The sequence below is a fragment of the Rhodococcus baikonurensis genome, assembly GCF_040489275.1.
GTDB classification, from domain to species: Bacteria; Actinomycetota; Actinomycetes; order Mycobacteriales; family Mycobacteriaceae; genus Rhodococcus_F; species Rhodococcus_F baikonurensis.
Genome location: NZ_JBEUOQ010000001.1, coordinates 733,513 through 749,449 on the forward strand (window position 1 = coordinate 733,513; position 15,937 = coordinate 749,449).

At 62.2% G+C, this 15,937-nt stretch carries 16 protein-coding genes; 2 read left to right on the plus strand and 14 right to left on the minus strand.

The features are described 5' to 3' along the window. Genes ABWI03_RS03725 through ABWI03_RS03760 form a run of 8 tightly spaced genes read right to left on the minus strand, consistent with a single transcriptional unit; the run spans position 1 to position 7,766 of the window. On the minus strand, positions 1-1,098 hold the full coding sequence (locus ABWI03_RS03725) for an acyl-CoA dehydrogenase family protein (RefSeq protein ID WP_298776865.1): 1,098 nt from the start codon (positions 1,096-1,098) through the stop codon (positions 1-3). After that, the gene (locus ABWI03_RS03730) at positions 1,095-2,288 is read right to left on the minus strand and encodes an acyl-CoA dehydrogenase family protein (protein ID WP_298776864.1); all 1,194 of its coding nucleotides are present in this window, start codon (positions 2,286-2,288) and stop codon (positions 1,095-1,097) included. The genes ABWI03_RS03725 and ABWI03_RS03730 overlap by 4 nt, the downstream gene beginning before the upstream one ends. Before the next feature lie 34 nt (positions 2,289-2,322). Beyond that, a complete protein-coding gene (fabG, locus tag ABWI03_RS03735) occupies positions 2,323-3,081 on the minus strand; it encodes a 3-oxoacyl-ACP reductase FabG (protein WP_019745698.1) in 759 nt (252 codons plus the stop codon). A 45-nt stretch (positions 3,082-3,126) separates the two neighbouring features. Continuing rightward, positions 3,127-4,161, minus strand: coding sequence for a phosphotransferase family protein (locus ABWI03_RS03740; protein WP_298776861.1), 1,035 nt, complete (start codon positions 4,159-4,161; stop codon positions 3,127-3,129). Next, entirely contained in the window at positions 4,154-4,936 is a 783-nt protein-coding gene (locus tag ABWI03_RS03745; protein ID WP_095972768.1) for an SDR family oxidoreductase, read from the minus strand. The genes ABWI03_RS03740 and ABWI03_RS03745 overlap by 8 nt, the downstream gene beginning before the upstream one ends. Position 4,937: 1 nt before the next feature. After that, positions 4,938-6,158 (minus strand): acyl-CoA dehydrogenase family protein, encoded by a 1,221-nt coding sequence (locus tag ABWI03_RS03750; RefSeq protein WP_019745701.1) that lies wholly within the window; start codon positions 6,156-6,158, stop codon positions 4,938-4,940. Beyond that, positions 6,145-6,948, minus strand: coding sequence for an enoyl-CoA hydratase-related protein (locus ABWI03_RS03755; RefSeq protein ID WP_124568118.1), 804 nt, complete (start codon positions 6,946-6,948; stop codon positions 6,145-6,147). Before ABWI03_RS03755 ends, ABWI03_RS03750 begins: the two co-directional genes overlap by 14 nt. Further along, the gene (locus tag ABWI03_RS03760) at positions 6,945-7,766 is read right to left on the minus strand and encodes an SDR family oxidoreductase (protein ID WP_298776858.1); all 822 of its coding nucleotides are present in this window, start codon (positions 7,764-7,766) and stop codon (positions 6,945-6,947) included. Before ABWI03_RS03760 ends, ABWI03_RS03755 begins: the two co-directional genes overlap by 4 nt. A 158-nt stretch (positions 7,767-7,924) precedes the next feature. On the opposite strand from ABWI03_RS03760, the gene ABWI03_RS03765 reads away from it, so the two are divergent. Then, positions 7,925-8,401 (plus strand): MaoC family dehydratase, encoded by a 477-nt coding sequence (locus ABWI03_RS03765; protein ID WP_003942878.1) that lies wholly within the window; start codon positions 7,925-7,927, stop codon positions 8,399-8,401. Between the two features lie 65 nt (positions 8,402-8,466). On the opposite strand, the gene ABWI03_RS03770 is transcribed toward ABWI03_RS03765, so the two are convergent. Then, on the minus strand, positions 8,467-9,180 hold the full coding sequence (locus ABWI03_RS03770; RefSeq protein WP_206029810.1) for a TetR/AcrR family transcriptional regulator: 714 nt from the start codon (positions 9,178-9,180) through the stop codon (positions 8,467-8,469). 105 nt (positions 9,181-9,285) lie between these two features. On the opposite strand from ABWI03_RS03770, the gene ABWI03_RS03775 reads away from it, so the two are divergent. Further along, entirely contained in the window at positions 9,286-10,788 is a 1,503-nt protein-coding gene (locus ABWI03_RS03775; RefSeq protein WP_298776857.1) for a class I adenylate-forming enzyme family protein, read from the plus strand. A gap of 74 nt (positions 10,789-10,862) precedes the next feature. Here ABWI03_RS03775 and ABWI03_RS03780 read toward each other — a convergent pair whose 3' ends face one another. The 5 genes from ABWI03_RS03780 to ABWI03_RS03800 form a co-directional block, all read right to left on the minus strand. Then, positions 10,863-11,150, minus strand: coding sequence for a putative quinol monooxygenase (locus ABWI03_RS03780; RefSeq protein ID WP_298776856.1), 288 nt, complete (start codon positions 11,148-11,150; stop codon positions 10,863-10,865). Between the two features lie 75 nt (positions 11,151-11,225). Then, on the minus strand, positions 11,226-11,858 hold the full coding sequence (locus ABWI03_RS03785; RefSeq protein WP_298776855.1) for an HAD family hydrolase: 633 nt from the start codon (positions 11,856-11,858) through the stop codon (positions 11,226-11,228). A 38-nt stretch (positions 11,859-11,896) separates the two neighbouring features. Further along, on the minus strand, positions 11,897-12,571 hold the full coding sequence (locus tag ABWI03_RS03790; RefSeq protein WP_095972774.1) for a TetR/AcrR family transcriptional regulator: 675 nt from the start codon (positions 12,569-12,571) through the stop codon (positions 11,897-11,899). Between the two features lie 68 nt (positions 12,572-12,639). Further along, on the minus strand, positions 12,640-14,031 hold the full coding sequence (locus tag ABWI03_RS03795; RefSeq protein WP_058038323.1) for an MFS transporter: 1,392 nt from the start codon (positions 14,029-14,031) through the stop codon (positions 12,640-12,642). Positions 14,032-14,281: 250 nt separating this feature from the next. Next, positions 14,282-15,937: an AMP-binding protein gene (locus ABWI03_RS03800; RefSeq protein ID WP_298776853.1), complete on the minus strand. Its 1,656-nt coding sequence runs from the start codon at positions 15,935-15,937 to the stop codon at positions 14,282-14,284.

The window sequence follows — 15,937 nt, forward strand, 5'->3', positions numbered from 1 at the left end:
TCAGGACGAGATCGGGAGGTCGACCAACTCGGCGAGGCGTGCCCGATGCTGATATGCGGTTCCCAGCGACAACTGATCGCTCTTCGCCCGTTTGAGGTAGAGGTGCGCCGGATACTCCCACGTCATTCCGATACCACCGTGGAGTTGGACGCATTCCTCGGCGGCATGAACCGCGACGCCGCTGCAGAATGCCTGGGCTATCGTCGCCGCGATCGCCGCATCGTCGTCGCCGCGTGCATAGGTGTCCGCCGCATAGCGTGCTGCCGCGCCCGAGGAACTGACTTCGAGCCAGAGATCGGCCAGGCGGTGCTTGATCGCCTGGTACGAACCGATCGCCCGGCCGAACTGCTTGCGCTCCTTCACATACGCGAGAGTCGTTTCGAGGCACCACTGAGCCACAGCGAACTGTTCGGACGCCAGAAGTGCACTTCCGCAGAGCAACGCTTCCTCAACCGCTTGCGCCGCATTGCCGCCGTCGACCCGGACCGACGGCGACCCCGAGAACTCGACGTCCGCCAAACGGCGCGTCATGTCCAGGGACAGAACCGGCGTGACGGTAGCGTCGGCGATCCGAACGGTGTGCAGCTCCAGGCCGCTCTCACCGGCAACTGGAACAACAAGAACATCGGACTCGGCGACGCCGGCAACCGTGGTGACGCTGCCGACGAGTCCACTCGCCGTCACCTTGACAGAGGGTGTGAAAGTTCCTGGTGCAGTGGACAACGGGACGACCAGAGCAGCCGTCGACTCCCCAGCGGCCAATTGACCGAGCACCTCGGTCTCACCTGCCTTCAGCAACGCCGTGGTCGCCAGCACCGCGCTGGTGAAGAACGGAACGGGCGCGACCGCACGTCCGATCTCCTCCATCACGACCGCCGCCTCACGCGTCGACGCACCTGCCCCGCCCAGTTCCTCGGGTACCAGCAGTCCCGCCAAACCGAGTTCCGACGCCAGCGACTTCCACAGCCCGGTGAAGTCGGCGGACACGTCGTCGTACGCCGTGACCACGGTGTCGGCGTCGGCCCGCTCGCTCAGCAGTCGTCTGACGCTGGCTCGCAGATCTTGTTCGGTCTCGGAGTACAGCAGATCGGCGCTCATCGGGGTAGGTCCTTCCAGGCGATGTCCTTGTCGACGCGATGCTCGGGTGGCAACCCGAGTACACGTTCTGCGATGACGTTGCGCAGAATCTCCGACGTTCCGCCCTCGATCGAATTGCCCTTGGCTCGCAGGTACCGGTATCCGGGTTCACGCCCGGTGAAGTCGACGGAATCCGGTCGACGCAGTGTCCAGTCGTCGTAACGCAGACCGGCTTCGCCGTGCAACTCGAGGTCGAAACCCGAAATCTGTTGGGCCAAACCGGCAAACGCGAGCTTCATTCCCGATCCTTCGGGGCCTGGCTGGCCGGCGGCGAGCTGCTGACGCAGTCGCTCCCCGGTCAGACGCGCAACTTCGGATTCGGTCCAGAGCCGCATCAACTCGTCGTGCATTGCCGGGTTACGCAACTCGGGCTCGTCGCGCCAGGCCTGTGCGACTTTTCCGATCATGCCGCCCTCACGCGGTGCGCCCGAACCGATGGCAACACGCTCGTTGTTCAGGGTGGTGGTCGCAACCTTCCATCCCTGCCCTTCGGCTCCGAGGCGATTGGCGTCCGGAATCCTGACGTCCGTGAGGAATACCTCGTTGAATTCGGCCTCGCCGGTGATCTGACGGAGCGGCCGGACGTCGACGCCCGGGTCGGTCATGTCGCAGATGAAGTAGCTCAGACCCGCGTGCTTCGAGCGTGACGGATCGGTCCTGGCCACCAGAATCGCCAGCTGCGCGTTCTGCGCGCCCGACGTCCATACCTTCTGCCCGTTGACTATCCAGTCGTCGCCGTCGCGGACGGCACGGGTAGCGACCGCCGCAAGGTCCGAACCTGCGCCCGGCTCACTGAACAGCTGGCAGTAGACCGTCTCCGCAGTCCACAACGGGCGCAGGAACTTCTGCTTCTGCTCCTCGGTACCGAAGGCAGCGATGGTCGGTGCCGCCATGCCCAGTCCGATCCCGTTCTTGCCGGTGGCCGGGCCGGGTGCACCGGCAGCCTCCAGCTGAGCGTTCACCTGCCGCTGAAAGCTCTGCGGTACACCGAGTCCCCCATGACCTTCGGGGAAATGAACCCACGCCAGTCCGGCGTCGAATCGTGCGCCGAGGAAATCCGATACCGACACACTGCTCGGATCGTTTTCCGCGAGAAGCGCGTTCACCTTGTCGGTGATGTCACGCGATACTGCCTCTTCGTCGAAAGCCATGCCCATTCCTTCGGTTCGAGCGGTGAGCGGACTGTCAGTCCTTGGGTCCACCGGCGACGTAGACGACCTGACCGGAAACGAAGCCCGCGCCTTCACTGACGAAGAACGACGCGGTGTGCGCGATGTCCTCGGGCTGACCGACGCGGTTGACCGGAATCTGCGAAGCGGCAGCGGTCTTGAAGTCCTCGAAGCCGACTCCCATGCGCTCGGCCGTTGCGGCGGTCATCTCGGTTTCGATGAATCCGGGGGCAATGGCGTTGGCGGTGACGCCGAACTTGCCCAGCTCGAAGGCCAACGTCTTGGTGAATCCCTGCATCCCGGCCTTGGCTGCGGAGTAGTTGACCTGTCCGCGGTTGCCGAGAGCCGACGTGCTCGAGAGGTTCACGATGCGGCCGAACTTCGCTTCCACCATGTACTTCTGCACCGCACGCGACATGAGGAACGCTCCACGCAGGTGGACGTTCATCACCGAATCCCACTCGGCAACGCTCATCTTGAACAGAAGGTTGTCGCGAGTGATGCCGGCATTGTTGATCAGCACGGTAGGTGCACCCAGTTCTGCGGCAACACGATCCACCGCTGCAGCAACCGAAGCCTCGTCGGAGACGTCAGCGCCGACGGCCAAGCCCTGGCCGCCTGCAGCCTTGATCGCGTCGACGGTTCCGGCACACGCCGCTTCGTCGAGGTCGAGCACGGCGACGGCAAAACCGTCTTCCGACAGTCGCTTCGCTACGGCCGCACCGATTCCGCGTGCTGCACCCGTGACAATTGCGGTTCTACGTTCCTGGCTCACTGGCCCTCCATACTTTCGTGATTCGACGGACACCGGACGATCTCGTCAGATCCCGGCCTGATCTGCAACTTCCCTGGCTTTGGCGACCAAGGCGTCAATACGTTCCACGGTGGGAGTTCCGCTCTCGGCGGCATTCTGCGGTTCGTCGCGAGCGCGACGCATCACGCCCTCGGCGATCACGGCAATCTTCCACAGCCCCAAGGTGTGCCAGAACTTCAGCGCAGCCGGATCCCGTCCGGTGGCCTCGAGATAGATCCGGGAGATCTCCTCTCGCGAGGGGAATCCGGGGAGCGCCGACGCCGGAAAATCGCCGCCGGTGTCCTCCCCAGCCGCCGGCCAGTACGCCAACAAGCTTCCGACGTCCGCCAACGGATCACCGAGTGTGCACAGTTCCCAGTCGAGGGCCGCGACAACTTCGCCGTTGCTCGCCGAGGTGATCACATTGCGTAGGTGAAAGTCGCCGTGCACCAACGTGGTTTCAGTGTGATCCGGCTGAGCCGCAATGAGTCGTCGGGTGAGATCGTCCAGATCAGGGCATTCCCGCGTCTTCGACTGTTCCCACTGACCACCCCACCGCTTCAGCTGCCGCGCGGCGTAGGGCTTGTGACTTGCCAAGTCGTCGAGACCTGCCTGCTTCAGATCCACGGCGTGAATCTTCGCGAGCGTCTGAGCCAGCGAGATTCCGATTGCCCTGCGACGCTCTTCCGACAACGCCTCGGCAAGAGGCATCCGGTCTACGACTTCGCCGTCCACGAATTCCATTAGAAGCAGCGGAACTTCGGTGACGGACGGATCCTCGGTCAACCCGAATACTCGCGGCGAAGGCACGTCGGTGGATTCGAGAGCGCTCAGGATGCGAGCCTCACGCGCCACGTCGTGAGCCGAGGCGAGAAGGTGACCGAGCGGTGGGCGTCGTAGAACCCAACGGTTACCGTCCTGATCACGAACCAGGTACGTGAGGTTGGACTGCCCCAAACCGATTCGATCGAAGGACAGCGGCCCGGTGAAGTCGATCCCCAGGCCTGTAATCCACCCGGTAACCGCCTCGGTATCGAGTCCCACTACTCCGACGCTAGCCACCGACGGACGCTCCCTGCCGGAACGGGAGTGCGTCACCCAACAACTGGCCGCCGTCGATGGTCATGATCTCGCCGGTGATCCACTGGGCTGCATCCGAAACCAGGAAGGCAATGGCCGCGGCCACGTCCTCGGGTTCACCGATACGTCCGAGAGCGGTCGACGCGGACACCGCTTCTTCATGTTCTTTCCACAGAGCTTCGGCGAGTTTGGTTCTCACTACTCCCGGAGCAACGGCGTTGACACGAATCTTCGGTGACAACTCGAGCGCCAACTGCTTGGTGATGTGGATCAGAGCAGCCTTCGACGCGTTGTACGTACCGATCCCGGCCTCGAACGCCATGCCGCCGATCGAGGCGGTGTTGACCACGGAACCACCGTGCTCGCCCATCCAGGCCCGCGCTGCCAGGCCGGTCCACAGGACTGGAGCCCACACGTTGACGTCGAAGGTCTTGGCGAAGCGCGAGTGATCCTGGTTGATGATCGGCCCGAACGACGGGTTGGTGCCCGCGTTGTTCACCAAGATGTCGAGACTGCCGAAACGCTCGATCGTCTGCTCGACGCACGTTCGTGCAGCATCCTCGTCCGTCGCGTGAGCGCCGACGCCGATCGCGTTGCCGTTCACCTGTGCGGCAGCCGCATCTGCGGATTCCTGTGAGCGCGAAGTCAGTACGACGTTTCCGCCCGCCGCCGCAATCGCCTGCGCGGTCGCGAGGCCGATGCCCCGCGATGCGCCGGTGACGATTGCCGTCTTACCTGTGAGATCCAGTCCTGCCATGTCAGTTCGCCTTGACTTCGCGGTACTTGCGCAGTTCCTGCTTGGCGATGGCGCGCTTGTGCACCTCGTCCGGGCCGTCGGCCAGGCGAAGGGTGCGCATGTGGGCGTAAGCCATCGCGAGCGGGAAGTCGTCCGTGACGCCGCCGCCGCCGTGAACCTGGATGGCGCGGTCGATGATCTTGAGCGCTATGTTCGGCGCCGCAACCTTGATGGCTGCGATCTCGGTGCGCGCTTCCTTGTTGCCCACCGTGTCCATCATGTGAGCGGCCTTGAGCGTGAGGAGTCGAACCATCTCGATGTCGATACGAGCCTCGGCGATCCAGTCCTGGATATTCGCGTTGTCACTGACGGGCTTTCCGAAGGTGATGCGGGTGGATGCGCGCTTGCACATCAGTTCCAGTGCGCGCTCGGCCATTCCGATTGCACGCATGCAGTGGTGGATGCGGCCGGGTCCGAGGCGAGCCTGGCTGATCGCGAATCCTTCGCCCTCGCCGGCGAGAATGTCCTTGGCCGGGACGCGCACGTCCTCGAAGGTGATCTCGCCGTGTCCTTCACGGTCCTGGTAGCCGAAGACCGGCAAGTTGCGCAGGATCGTGACGCCGGGAGCATCGATCGGAACGACCATCATCGACTGCTGACGGTGGGTGGCGGCATTGAAGTCGGTCTTGCCCATGACGATCAGAACCTTGCAGTTCTGATGCAAAGCGTTGGAAGCGAACCACTTACGGCCGTTCAGTACGTACTCGTCGCCGTCACGGTCCATACGAAGCTGGATGTTGGTGGCGTCGGAACTGGCAACCTCGGGCTCGGTCATCGCGAAAGCAGAGCGGATTTCGCCTTCGAGAAGCGGCTTGAGGTACTTCTCCTTGTGCTCGTCGGTGCCGAAGAGCGTGAGCACCTCCATGTTTCCCGTGTCCGGAGCGGCGCAGTTGGTGGCTTCGGAAGCCAGGTGGCTGCGGCCCATGATCTCCGCGAGCGGTGCGTATTCCAGGTTGGTCAGGCCGGGGCCCCACTCGGGATGCGGGTGAAAGAGGTTCCACAGCCCGCGCGCCTTGGCTTCCTTCTTCAAGTCGTCGATGATCGGCGGCTGGAAGTGCGGGTTACCGGACTCACGCATCTGCTCTTCGTAGACCGCTTCGGCCGGATAAACGTGCTTGTCCATGAAATCGAGCAGTTCGGCCTGGTACTTCTTGGTGCGATCCGAGAACTCAAACACTGACATGTGAACTCCTGACAGAGAGGGAAGGAAAATTGGGGGCTCGATGTTCGAGATGGCTGTTGACGCCTTCGACGACATCCGGGCCGTGAAATGCATTCAGCATCAGCGATTCCGCACGCCTGGCGGAATCGGTGAAGGTCGAGTGCGCGTCGGCACTCATCTGAGACTTGATGACGGAGAGGGACGTCGGCGAGCAGTTGGCCGCGATGTCCTCGGCGTAAGCAATCGCCGCATCCAGAGCGTCACCGCCGGTGACCAGGTGGTCGATCAAACCGATGCGGTACGCCTCGTCGGCATCCACCATCCGGCTGGAAAGCAGCAGATCGACTGCTCGACTGTGACCGACCAATCGGGGCAACATCCAGGAGATGCCGTACTCCGCAATGAGGCCTCGACGCGCGAACGCGGTAGTGAATCGTGCTGCACTCGAACCGAAACGAACGTCGCAGTACAGAGCCTCGACCATTCCGAGGCCTGCGGCGACGCCGTTGACGGCAGCGATCAGCGGCTTGCGGATGGTGGTCGGGAAATCACGATCTCGCGGTCGGACCAGATCACTTTCGGAAACGCCGCCGACGTTCTTCAGATTGCCGAGGTCAGCCCCCGAACAGAATCCGCGGCCCGAGCCGGTGACTACAATTGCTCGGACACCGGGATCTTCGTCTGCTGCGGCCAAAAGGTCGTAGTACTGATCTTCGAGCTCGTTGGTCCACGCGTTGAGAACGCGGGGCCGATTGAATGTCAGAACCAGCACCGCGCCTCTCTGCTCGGAGAGGACGAGTTCCTCGGTCATCGCGTTCCCGCGAGCAGCGACGCCTGGTACCGACGCATCCCGCGCAGCCAACGGTCGTAGTCGGCGCCCTTCTGCCGGTACATGTCCAGCACGTTCTTGTGCGGAAGGATGAGGAATTCCTCGGCATCTACTGCGGCAAGAACGATTTCGGCGCATTCAGCCGGCTCGAGAACGTTGCCGGCGGCAAGCACGGCTCCGGTTGCGGCCTTGCCGACCGGATCGCCGGAGTTCTCGCCTTCGTAGAGGAGCTTGGTGTTGACGCCCATCGGACACAGGCAACTGACGCGAACGCCCTGATCTCCGTAGGTGATCGAGAGCCACTCGGCAAATGCGACCGCGGCATGTTTGGTCACCGAGTACGCGGCCGAGCCGACCTGGCTGAGCAAGCCGGCCGCAGAGGCGGTGCTGATGAAGTAGCCCTCCCCGCGCTCGGTCCAACCGGGGACGAGGAGCCTGGCAGCGCGAATGTGAGCGCGAACGTTGACGTCGATCGTCGCGTCCCAGACGTCCTCGCTGATGTCGAGGCCCATGCCTCCGGTGACGCCGGCATTGGCGAAGTAGAGGTCGACCGGGCCGAATTCCTTCTCCGCCTGCGCGATCAGGCCTGCAATGACCGTCTCGTCGGAGACGTCGCCACCGGCAGACACGGCCGCTCCGGGACGCTCCGCGTTGATCGCCTCTGCTACCGCTGACGCCGCCGCTCCGTCGAGGTCGGCCACTACGACGCGAGCGCCCTGGGCAGCCAGTCGCTCGGCCAGCGCACCGCCGATCCCCCCGCCGCCACCGGTGACAATTGCTACCTTCTGGGCAACCTTCATGAGCGATTCCTCTCGCTTGCGTCATACCTACGCGCTGACAGTGATCCACGTCTCCCCTCATGTATAGTTGAATCCGGCGTCAGTTTCAACCGTCGAATCGTGACGGTCACCCGAACGGCCCGTTCCGTCCTCCTGAACTGCGAGTAAAGGGATCAACGATGACTGAAAACCAATTGCCCGTCCGCCCGTCCACCTTCGCCGAGCTCGAGAAGCTCATCGGCCAGGAACTTGGCCCGACGGAGTGGTACGACATCACCCAGGAGCGCATCAACGCGTTCGCCGAAGCCACAAACGATCATCAGTGGATTCACGTCGACCCGGAACGAGCCGCATCGAGCCCGCTCGGCAGCACCATCGCGCACGGACTCTTCAGCCTCTCGCTGGGCCCCCAGTTCTCCTACCAACTCATCCACTTCGACGGCTTCGCCCACAGCCTCAATTACGGCTACGACAAGGTTCGCTTCCCCGCTCCCGTTCCTGTGGGATCCCGGGTCCGCATGCGCGCAACCGTCGTGTCCGCAGAGCAGTTGCCCGGCGGAATCCAAGTGAAGATGAGCCAGGTGGTCGAGCGTGAAGGTTCCGACAAGCCCGTGGTCGTCGCCGAATCCGTCGCTCGCGTCGTCGAGAAGAGCTGAATCGAGAAGGGCTGAACCTGCGCGTCCCGGCCGCTCCGAGCCTCCCGGCCCGGGGCGGCCCCTCGTCAGAGACGGTCAGGGAACTTGAGAGCGTTCGCCCACAGATCGGTCACCGTGGCGACAATCTGATCGAACTCCGGCGAACGCCCGTCCACCTCACCCTCACGGAGGGTGAACAGACTGTAGGCGAGTCGACTCACCATGCCGGACAGAGCAATCGACGCCGTCATCGGATCCAGCGTCGTGTCCGCGATGCCGCGGGACTGCAGATCTGCAATCCCGCGGGCATTACGGCGTATGAACGCATTGGCACGCTCGCTGCGGAACTTCCGGAACTCCGGGTCGATGTGAGCGACCTGCTCCATGAGCCCCATCAACTTCGCATTGCGTTGGTACGCGGCCAGATACGCTCGATTGCTCGCCTCCAGCACGGCGTACGGATCGTCCGCGCCCGCAACGCGTCCCATGCCCGGATGCATCATGTCGTCTCGCGCGACCTCGAGGACGGCGGCGAACACCTCTTCCTTGTTCGCGAAGTACGTATAGAACGATCCCGTAGCGCAGCCGGCTTCTTTGGCGATGTCGATCAGACGGGCATCGAGATAACCACTACGCTCGAAAACCTTACGGGCAGCGGCAACTAATGCCGCACGCGTGCGGGTCCCCCGCTCGGTGGTCGGTCGATCCCGGAGCAGCGCGGGCGGAGCCACCGGTAAGGCGGCAATTCGCGATTCGTCGTCGAGCACGGTGCGCTCCTCATCCTTCCGAGTCAACATCATTTTCGGGACAATCCCAGCAGACTCGATGTTGACGCCGGATTCAAGTGTACGCTCTGGTGAGACCCAGGACACACAATCGGTCGATTCCTCCCGAAAGGCAGAACCATGGTTAGCGTTCTCGACCCGGTGACCCGTCACGCGGAAGCCACTCCGGACAATATTGCAATTCGCGGCACGGATAATCATTGGACATACCGGCAGCTTCACGATGCATCTCTGGCGTTCGCCGGCCGCATTCGCGACGAAGGGTTGAGCGTCGGCGACCGCGTTCTGCTCGCGGCGCCGTCGGTGCCTGAATTCATCGTGGCGTACATGGGGATTCAGGCTGCAGGTTGTGTCGTGGTGCCCATCAACACGATGTCGGCGCAACCCGAAGTCGAGTACGTACTGGACGACGCCGAGATTTCGCTGGCGATCGCCTGGCACCAGCTCGGTCCCGCAGTTCAGGATGCAGGGAGTGCGCGCGGCGTCCCGGTGTGGACGCTCACCGAAGAATCGGCGAAGGCCGACCATCCACCGGCAACGGTGGTCGACCGCGACACAGCGGACACCACGGCGATTCTCTACACCTCCGGTACCACCGGACGTCCGAAGGGCGCTCAGCTGACGGTCGGGAATCTGTTGTCTGCCGGTGAGATCGGCGCCGAGAGCAGCCGCGGAAATCCCTCGGACCGCACCGGTACCGGACTGCCGCTCTTTCACATCTTCGGCCAGGGTTCGGTCATGATGGCAACCTTCACCGGCGGCGGATCACTATCCCTGCTCGCCCGGTTCGACCCGGCCGCCATGCTCGATCTGGTGCGCCGGGACAAGCTCACCATCATGGCGGGCGTCCCCACCATGTGGAATGCCATGCTGCACGCCGCAGCCGACGTGGACAGCTCCGACTTCGAACAACTGCGGATCGCAATCTCCGGTGGCGCATCACTTCCCGGTGAAGTCGCTCGCGCCTTCGAAGCACGGTTCAACTGCACAATCCTCGAGGGCTACGGCCTGACCGAGACGAGCGCATTCGGAACTTTCAACAGCATCGACCGCGTCGCAAAGATCGGATACACCGGCCGCGCCGTACCGCGCACCGAGGTCGAGGTCCGTGATCACGACGGAAATGTCTGCCAGGCAGGCACAGTGGGCGAGGTATTCATCAAAGGACCGACGGTCATGAAGGGCTACTGGAAGCGCCCGGCCGACACGGCCGCCGTCCTGTCCGACGACGGATGGTTCCGCACCGGAGACCTCGGCGAGACCGACGCCGACGGTGACCTTCGCATCGTCGACCGCGTCAAGGACCTCATCATCCGCGGTGGATACAACGTCTATCCAGGCGAGGTCGAAGAGGTGCTCTACCAGCACCCCGACATCATCGAGGCCGCGGTGATCGGTATACCCGACGACTACTACGGCGAGGAGGTTGCGGCGGTGGTGGCCGTTCGCCCAGGCTCCGACCTCGAAGCAGATGACGTCACCTCGTGGGCTCGGGAACGTCTGTCCGCCTATAAGATTCCGCGGGTGGTCCAGTTCATCGACGCGCTCCCGAAGGGTTCGACGGGAAAGATCCTCAAGCGATCGATCGACCGCACTGAACTCCTCGCCCAGAAGCAGAACTGAAAACACAGGTGAACCCCGGCGAGATTTCGCCGGGGCTCACCTGTTCATGCGCTCAGAGAGCCCTGTCCATTCGCTCAGAGAGCGTCGAAGTACTCGATCTGCGGGGCGCCGGCGAGGAACGGCGCCATCGCCTTTCCTGCAGCCTGGAAATGCTCGGACGTTCCGTGTGCCTTGATGGCAGCGCCGTCCTGGTACAACTCCATGAACTTGTAGGAATTCGTATCCGTCTTCGAGCGGATCAGTTGATACAGAATTGTTCCGGGCTCTTCTGTGCGCGCCTTCTCGGCGAGTTCGGCGATTACGGCTTCGAACTGCTCGCCGCTTCCGTCCTTGACGGTGATATCCGCGATGACAGCAATCATTCATTCCTCCAAAAGTGTTCCGGCAATATCCGAGTGTTCCAGCAGTGTCCACGTGTTACCGAGAAACCTACAGTTTCACCGCGTGGACAGTAGTCCGAACGTCGATTCCAATTGTCTGCGAGTGCTTTCCGCATCAGTGTGAAGAATGCCGGCGATCCCCAACCGCGCCGCACCGTCGAGGTTCTGTTGCAGATCGTCGATCATCACGGCGTCGTCGGGCGCGACGCCCAGTCGCTCACACGCAATGGTGTAGATCTGACGAGAAGGCTTGCGAATCCCGACTTCCGACGAGATCACCACCTCATCGGCCAACTCCTCGAGGACAAATCCCGCATAACAATCACGCCCGAAAGCATTCGACACGAGCGCAACAGGGTGTCCCGCTGCCCGAACATCTGCGAGCAGACGCACCATCTCCTCGTCTCGAATCAGCCCGGCCTGCATCCGGTCCACCAATCCGGCGCTGTCGACGACGGCGCCGTGTGCTCGTAGCCGTTCCCCGAATCCGACCTCGAAGGCCTCCTGGTCGATCTTTCCGGATTCGTGATCGGAGAGCAGCTTCTTCGAGACGTCGTCGCGGGAAAGCAGGGTCAACGGAAGTCGTGGGTCGCCGCCGAGCGAGGCCCCGAAGTCTTCGAAGGCCTGCAGAACACTGGAGGTGAGGACTCCACCGAAATCGACGAGCACTGCCGTACGCGTGGGTGTCATTGCTCCATCAGACACCAGACATGAACCCGGCGTCAACATCAATTTTGTTGCAGCGAGAATTGCAAAGTGTTGATCCACAACCGGTTGACCGTATCGAGCAGACCGTCGAAGGTCACTCCAGCCGCGCCGTCCTCGCCGCCGCGGGATACGAAGTACCCGAACGCAAGTCGACTGATCATCCCGGAGAGCGCCCGAGACGTCAGGAGCGGATCGAGATTCGCGTCCGCCAGACCGGCTTTCTGCAGCTTCTCGATGCTGCGCGCGTTGCGTCGAACAAACGCGTCAGCGCGCTCGAGGCGCAGAACCCGGAACTCCGGATCGATGCTTGCGACCTGCTCGAGCAGTCCCATCAGTTTCGCGTTCCGTCGGTACGCCTCGAGGTATGCGCGGTTACTCGCCGCGATGACGTCAGCGGGATCGGCGCCTTTCGGAGTGTGCGGCATTCCCGGATGCATCATGTCTTCTCGCGCCAGCTCCATCACTGCTGCGAAGATCTCTTCCTTGCTCGCGAAGTAGGTGTAGAAGGTGCCGGCCGAGCACTGGGCCTCCACCGTGATGTCGATCAGACGCGAGTCCAGATAACCGGTCCGCTCGAAGACGGTGCGAGCCGCATCGATCAACGATCGACGCGTGCGCAAACCACGCTGAGTGGAGGGAAGTTCCCGTGACACTGTCGACGAAGCATCTTCGGAGCCTGTGCGTGCTGCAGCCATGCTCCAGTTATACGTCAGACGCCCGCCACCGGTGACCGGTAGCGGGCGTCTGTTCGAAACCGAAGGTACTACTTGGCGTAGAGATGCGCGCCGGGAATGGCGTTCGGATCGTCCCGAACTTCTTTCGGGTTGGTCTCTTTCAGTACCCAGGCGCTGAAGAAGGTCACCAAACCCATGAGTGCTACGAACACGGCAACCCACGTCGTGGTTCCGGTCTTCGCGATAAGCGCGGTCATGATGAACGGGGTTCCACCACTGACCGTGATCGCGGCCAACTGGTAGGCCAACGATGCTGCCGAGTAACGCACGTTGGGTGCGAACAGCTCACCCATGTATGCCGCGATCGGCCCGTAGGTCATCGACTGGAACACACTGCCGACCGTGACTGCGATGAAGAACAGCGGCAAGGACTTGGTGTTGATCAACCAGAAATACGGGAATGCCCACACCACGATCGCCGCGGCGCCGATCAGGATCATCGGACGACGACCGATCTTGTCCGACATCTTCCCGGACCACAGCACCACTCCGACTGTCAGCAACGCACTCAGGAGCGAAATGATGAGCAGTGAGTTCCGCTTCAACCCCAGTTCGGTTGTGCCGTAGCTGAGCACACCGGCGATACTGATGTAGAACAGCGCATTGGTGGCGGCCAGAAGTCCGCAACCGAGCAGAATCTTGCGCCAGTGATCCTTGAGCGCCTGCGCCAGTGGAGCCTGAACGACGACGTCCTTTTGGTTCTTCTTGGCGTCTTCCTGCAACTCGAGGAATTCCGGCGTGTCCTCGACCTTCGTCTGGATGTACAGAACCACGGGGAAGAGCAGCGCGCTGGCGAAGAACGGAACTCGCCAACCCCAGCTCAGGAATGCATCATTGGAAATGGTCGCGGTTGCGACGAGGAAGACCAGGTTGCCCAGCACTACACCGAACGAGACACCCATCTGACCGAAAGTGCCTGAGAATCCGCGCTTCTTGGGACTCGCGGATTCGGTGAGGAGAAGGACGATTCCGCCCCACTGGCCACCGCAGGCGAGACCTTGGATGAATCGCAGTGTCACCAGAAGAATCGGAGCGACGACGCCGATTGCCGACGCACTCGGGATCGCGCCGATCAGGAACGTCGCGACGGCCATCAGCAACAGGCAGGTGACGACAGCGGGCTTACGCCCATACTTGTCGCCGAAGTGTCCGGCGACCAAACCGCCGATGGGGCGGGCAACGAAGCCGGCCCAGAACGTACTGAACGAGAGCAATGTGCCCATCAGTGCGGATGAATCGGGGAAGAACACATGCGGAAAGACCAGTGCCGCAGCCGTTCCGTACAAGAAGAAGTCGTACCACTCGATGGAACTGCCGAGCAGTCCCGCGCCGAGAAGTTTGCGGTGCGCTTTCTTCTTCTTCCGTTCCTGATCGGACAGACCCCCTGCCTGCGTGTTCGAATCCACTGCCGATCTCGTCATGGGTTACTCCTCGATGGGTCGGACGCTCGTCGCGCCGGGAGTTGAGAAGCGGAACCGGGCCAGAAGTAGAAACTGACACCAACTTCAACTCTGTGGCGTTGCGATCAGTCTGCGATACAAAAAGAGTGATGTCAATCACTGAAATGCATTGCCGCATAGGGGACTAAATCCCCTACCGATGCTCGTCAGCCACCACGACGAATGGCCGGCTCACCTTGTCGGCGGCCGGCAATTCGTTTGTCAGGTAGATCTAGTTCGGTACCCGCAGTTCACGACGAAGAATCTTGCCGCTCACTGTTTTCGGCAGGTCGTTCATTACCTCGACGATGCGTGGATACTTGTATGCTGCAAGCCTTTCCTTGCAGAACTCGACCAGATCCTCGGTGGTCGCCTCGAAACCATCCTTGAAAGACACGAAGGCCTTCACGGTTTCGCCCCGATACGGATCCATGACACCGACGACGGCAGCTTCTCGTACGGCGGGGTGTTCGTAGAGAACATCTTCCACTTCGCGTGGCCACACTTTGAAGCCCGACGCATTGATCTGATCCTTCATCCGGTCGACGATGTAGAACCAACCGTCGCCGTCCATGAATCCGATGTCGCCGGTGTGAAAACGCCCGTCCGGCATGGCATGCGCGGTTTCGGCTGGCTTGTTCCAGTAACCGAGTGCAACCTGAGGCCCGGAGACCACGATCTCGCCGTACTTCCCGATCTGTACCGGCCTGTCGTTCTCGTCCACCACCTCGGCGTACGTATTCGACACCGGAACACCGACGGCAACGGCTCCCGATGCCGGATCCACCGGCGCTTCACGAGAATTCGGCACCACGATTGCCGGACTGTTCGTCTCGGTCAGCCCGTAGCCGTTGTGAATGTAGTGACCGAACTTCGCCCGGAACGCTTCCAACGCCGCATGCGGAATCGGCGCTCCACCCGAATACACCGATTCGAGACTGCTCAGCGATTCCTTCGAGACTGCCGCGCTGTCCGTCCACGCGATGAATACGGTGATCGCTCCGATGATCGCGGTAGCCCGATGCTCCGAAATCGACTCCGCTGCAACGATGGGATGGAATCGGCAGGTCAGAATCGTGGGCGCGCCGGCCAGGAGTGGAGCCGCGACGTGCCCGATCAACCCGGTGATATGGAACAGTGGCGCCACCGCAAACATCGCGCCGCCGGGGCGCAACCCCAGCCAGTCCCGATAGATCTGCGCTGCGAACACGACATTTGCGTGCGAGTTCATCGACCCCTTCGGCGGGCCGGTTGTCCCTGACGTATAGGGAAGGTAGGCAAGGTCTTCCGGGGACAGATCGACCTTCTCGGGCTTCTGCCCTCGATGAGCCTCGATCAATTCCAGTAGATCCGGAAATCCATCGTGCCGAATCCTGGACGCCGAACCGAAGATCCGTTCATCGTCGCGCGACTGAAAATCCAGTTCCGACGTGGTGATCACCCGTCTCACTGCGGTGCCCTCGGACGCAGTCGCCACGGTCTCGGCCGAGGACTCGAGACAGATGACTGCCGCCGCTCCGCTGTCGGCCAGTACGGTGGACAGCTCACGGTCGCGGTACATCGGATTGACCGGAACGACGACGGCACCGAGCTTCCAGACCGCGACTGTCGCGATCACGAACTGCGGAACATTCTGCAGGACAAAGGAAACTCTGTCTGCGAACCCGATTCCATCCTTGGCGAGGGCTACGGCAAGCGCATCCGACATCTCGTCGAGCTCGGCAAAGCTGACGGTCCTGTCGAAGTACCTGATGATCGGGGCAGTGCGATCGCGCTCCAGCGAAGCACGGAACATCGCGAGGGCGTCGACGTGCTCGATGTCTACGTTCGGCGGAGTGTCGGCGTCGTAATTGGCGAGCCAGGGCTTGCTCTCGTACACGTAGGTCAT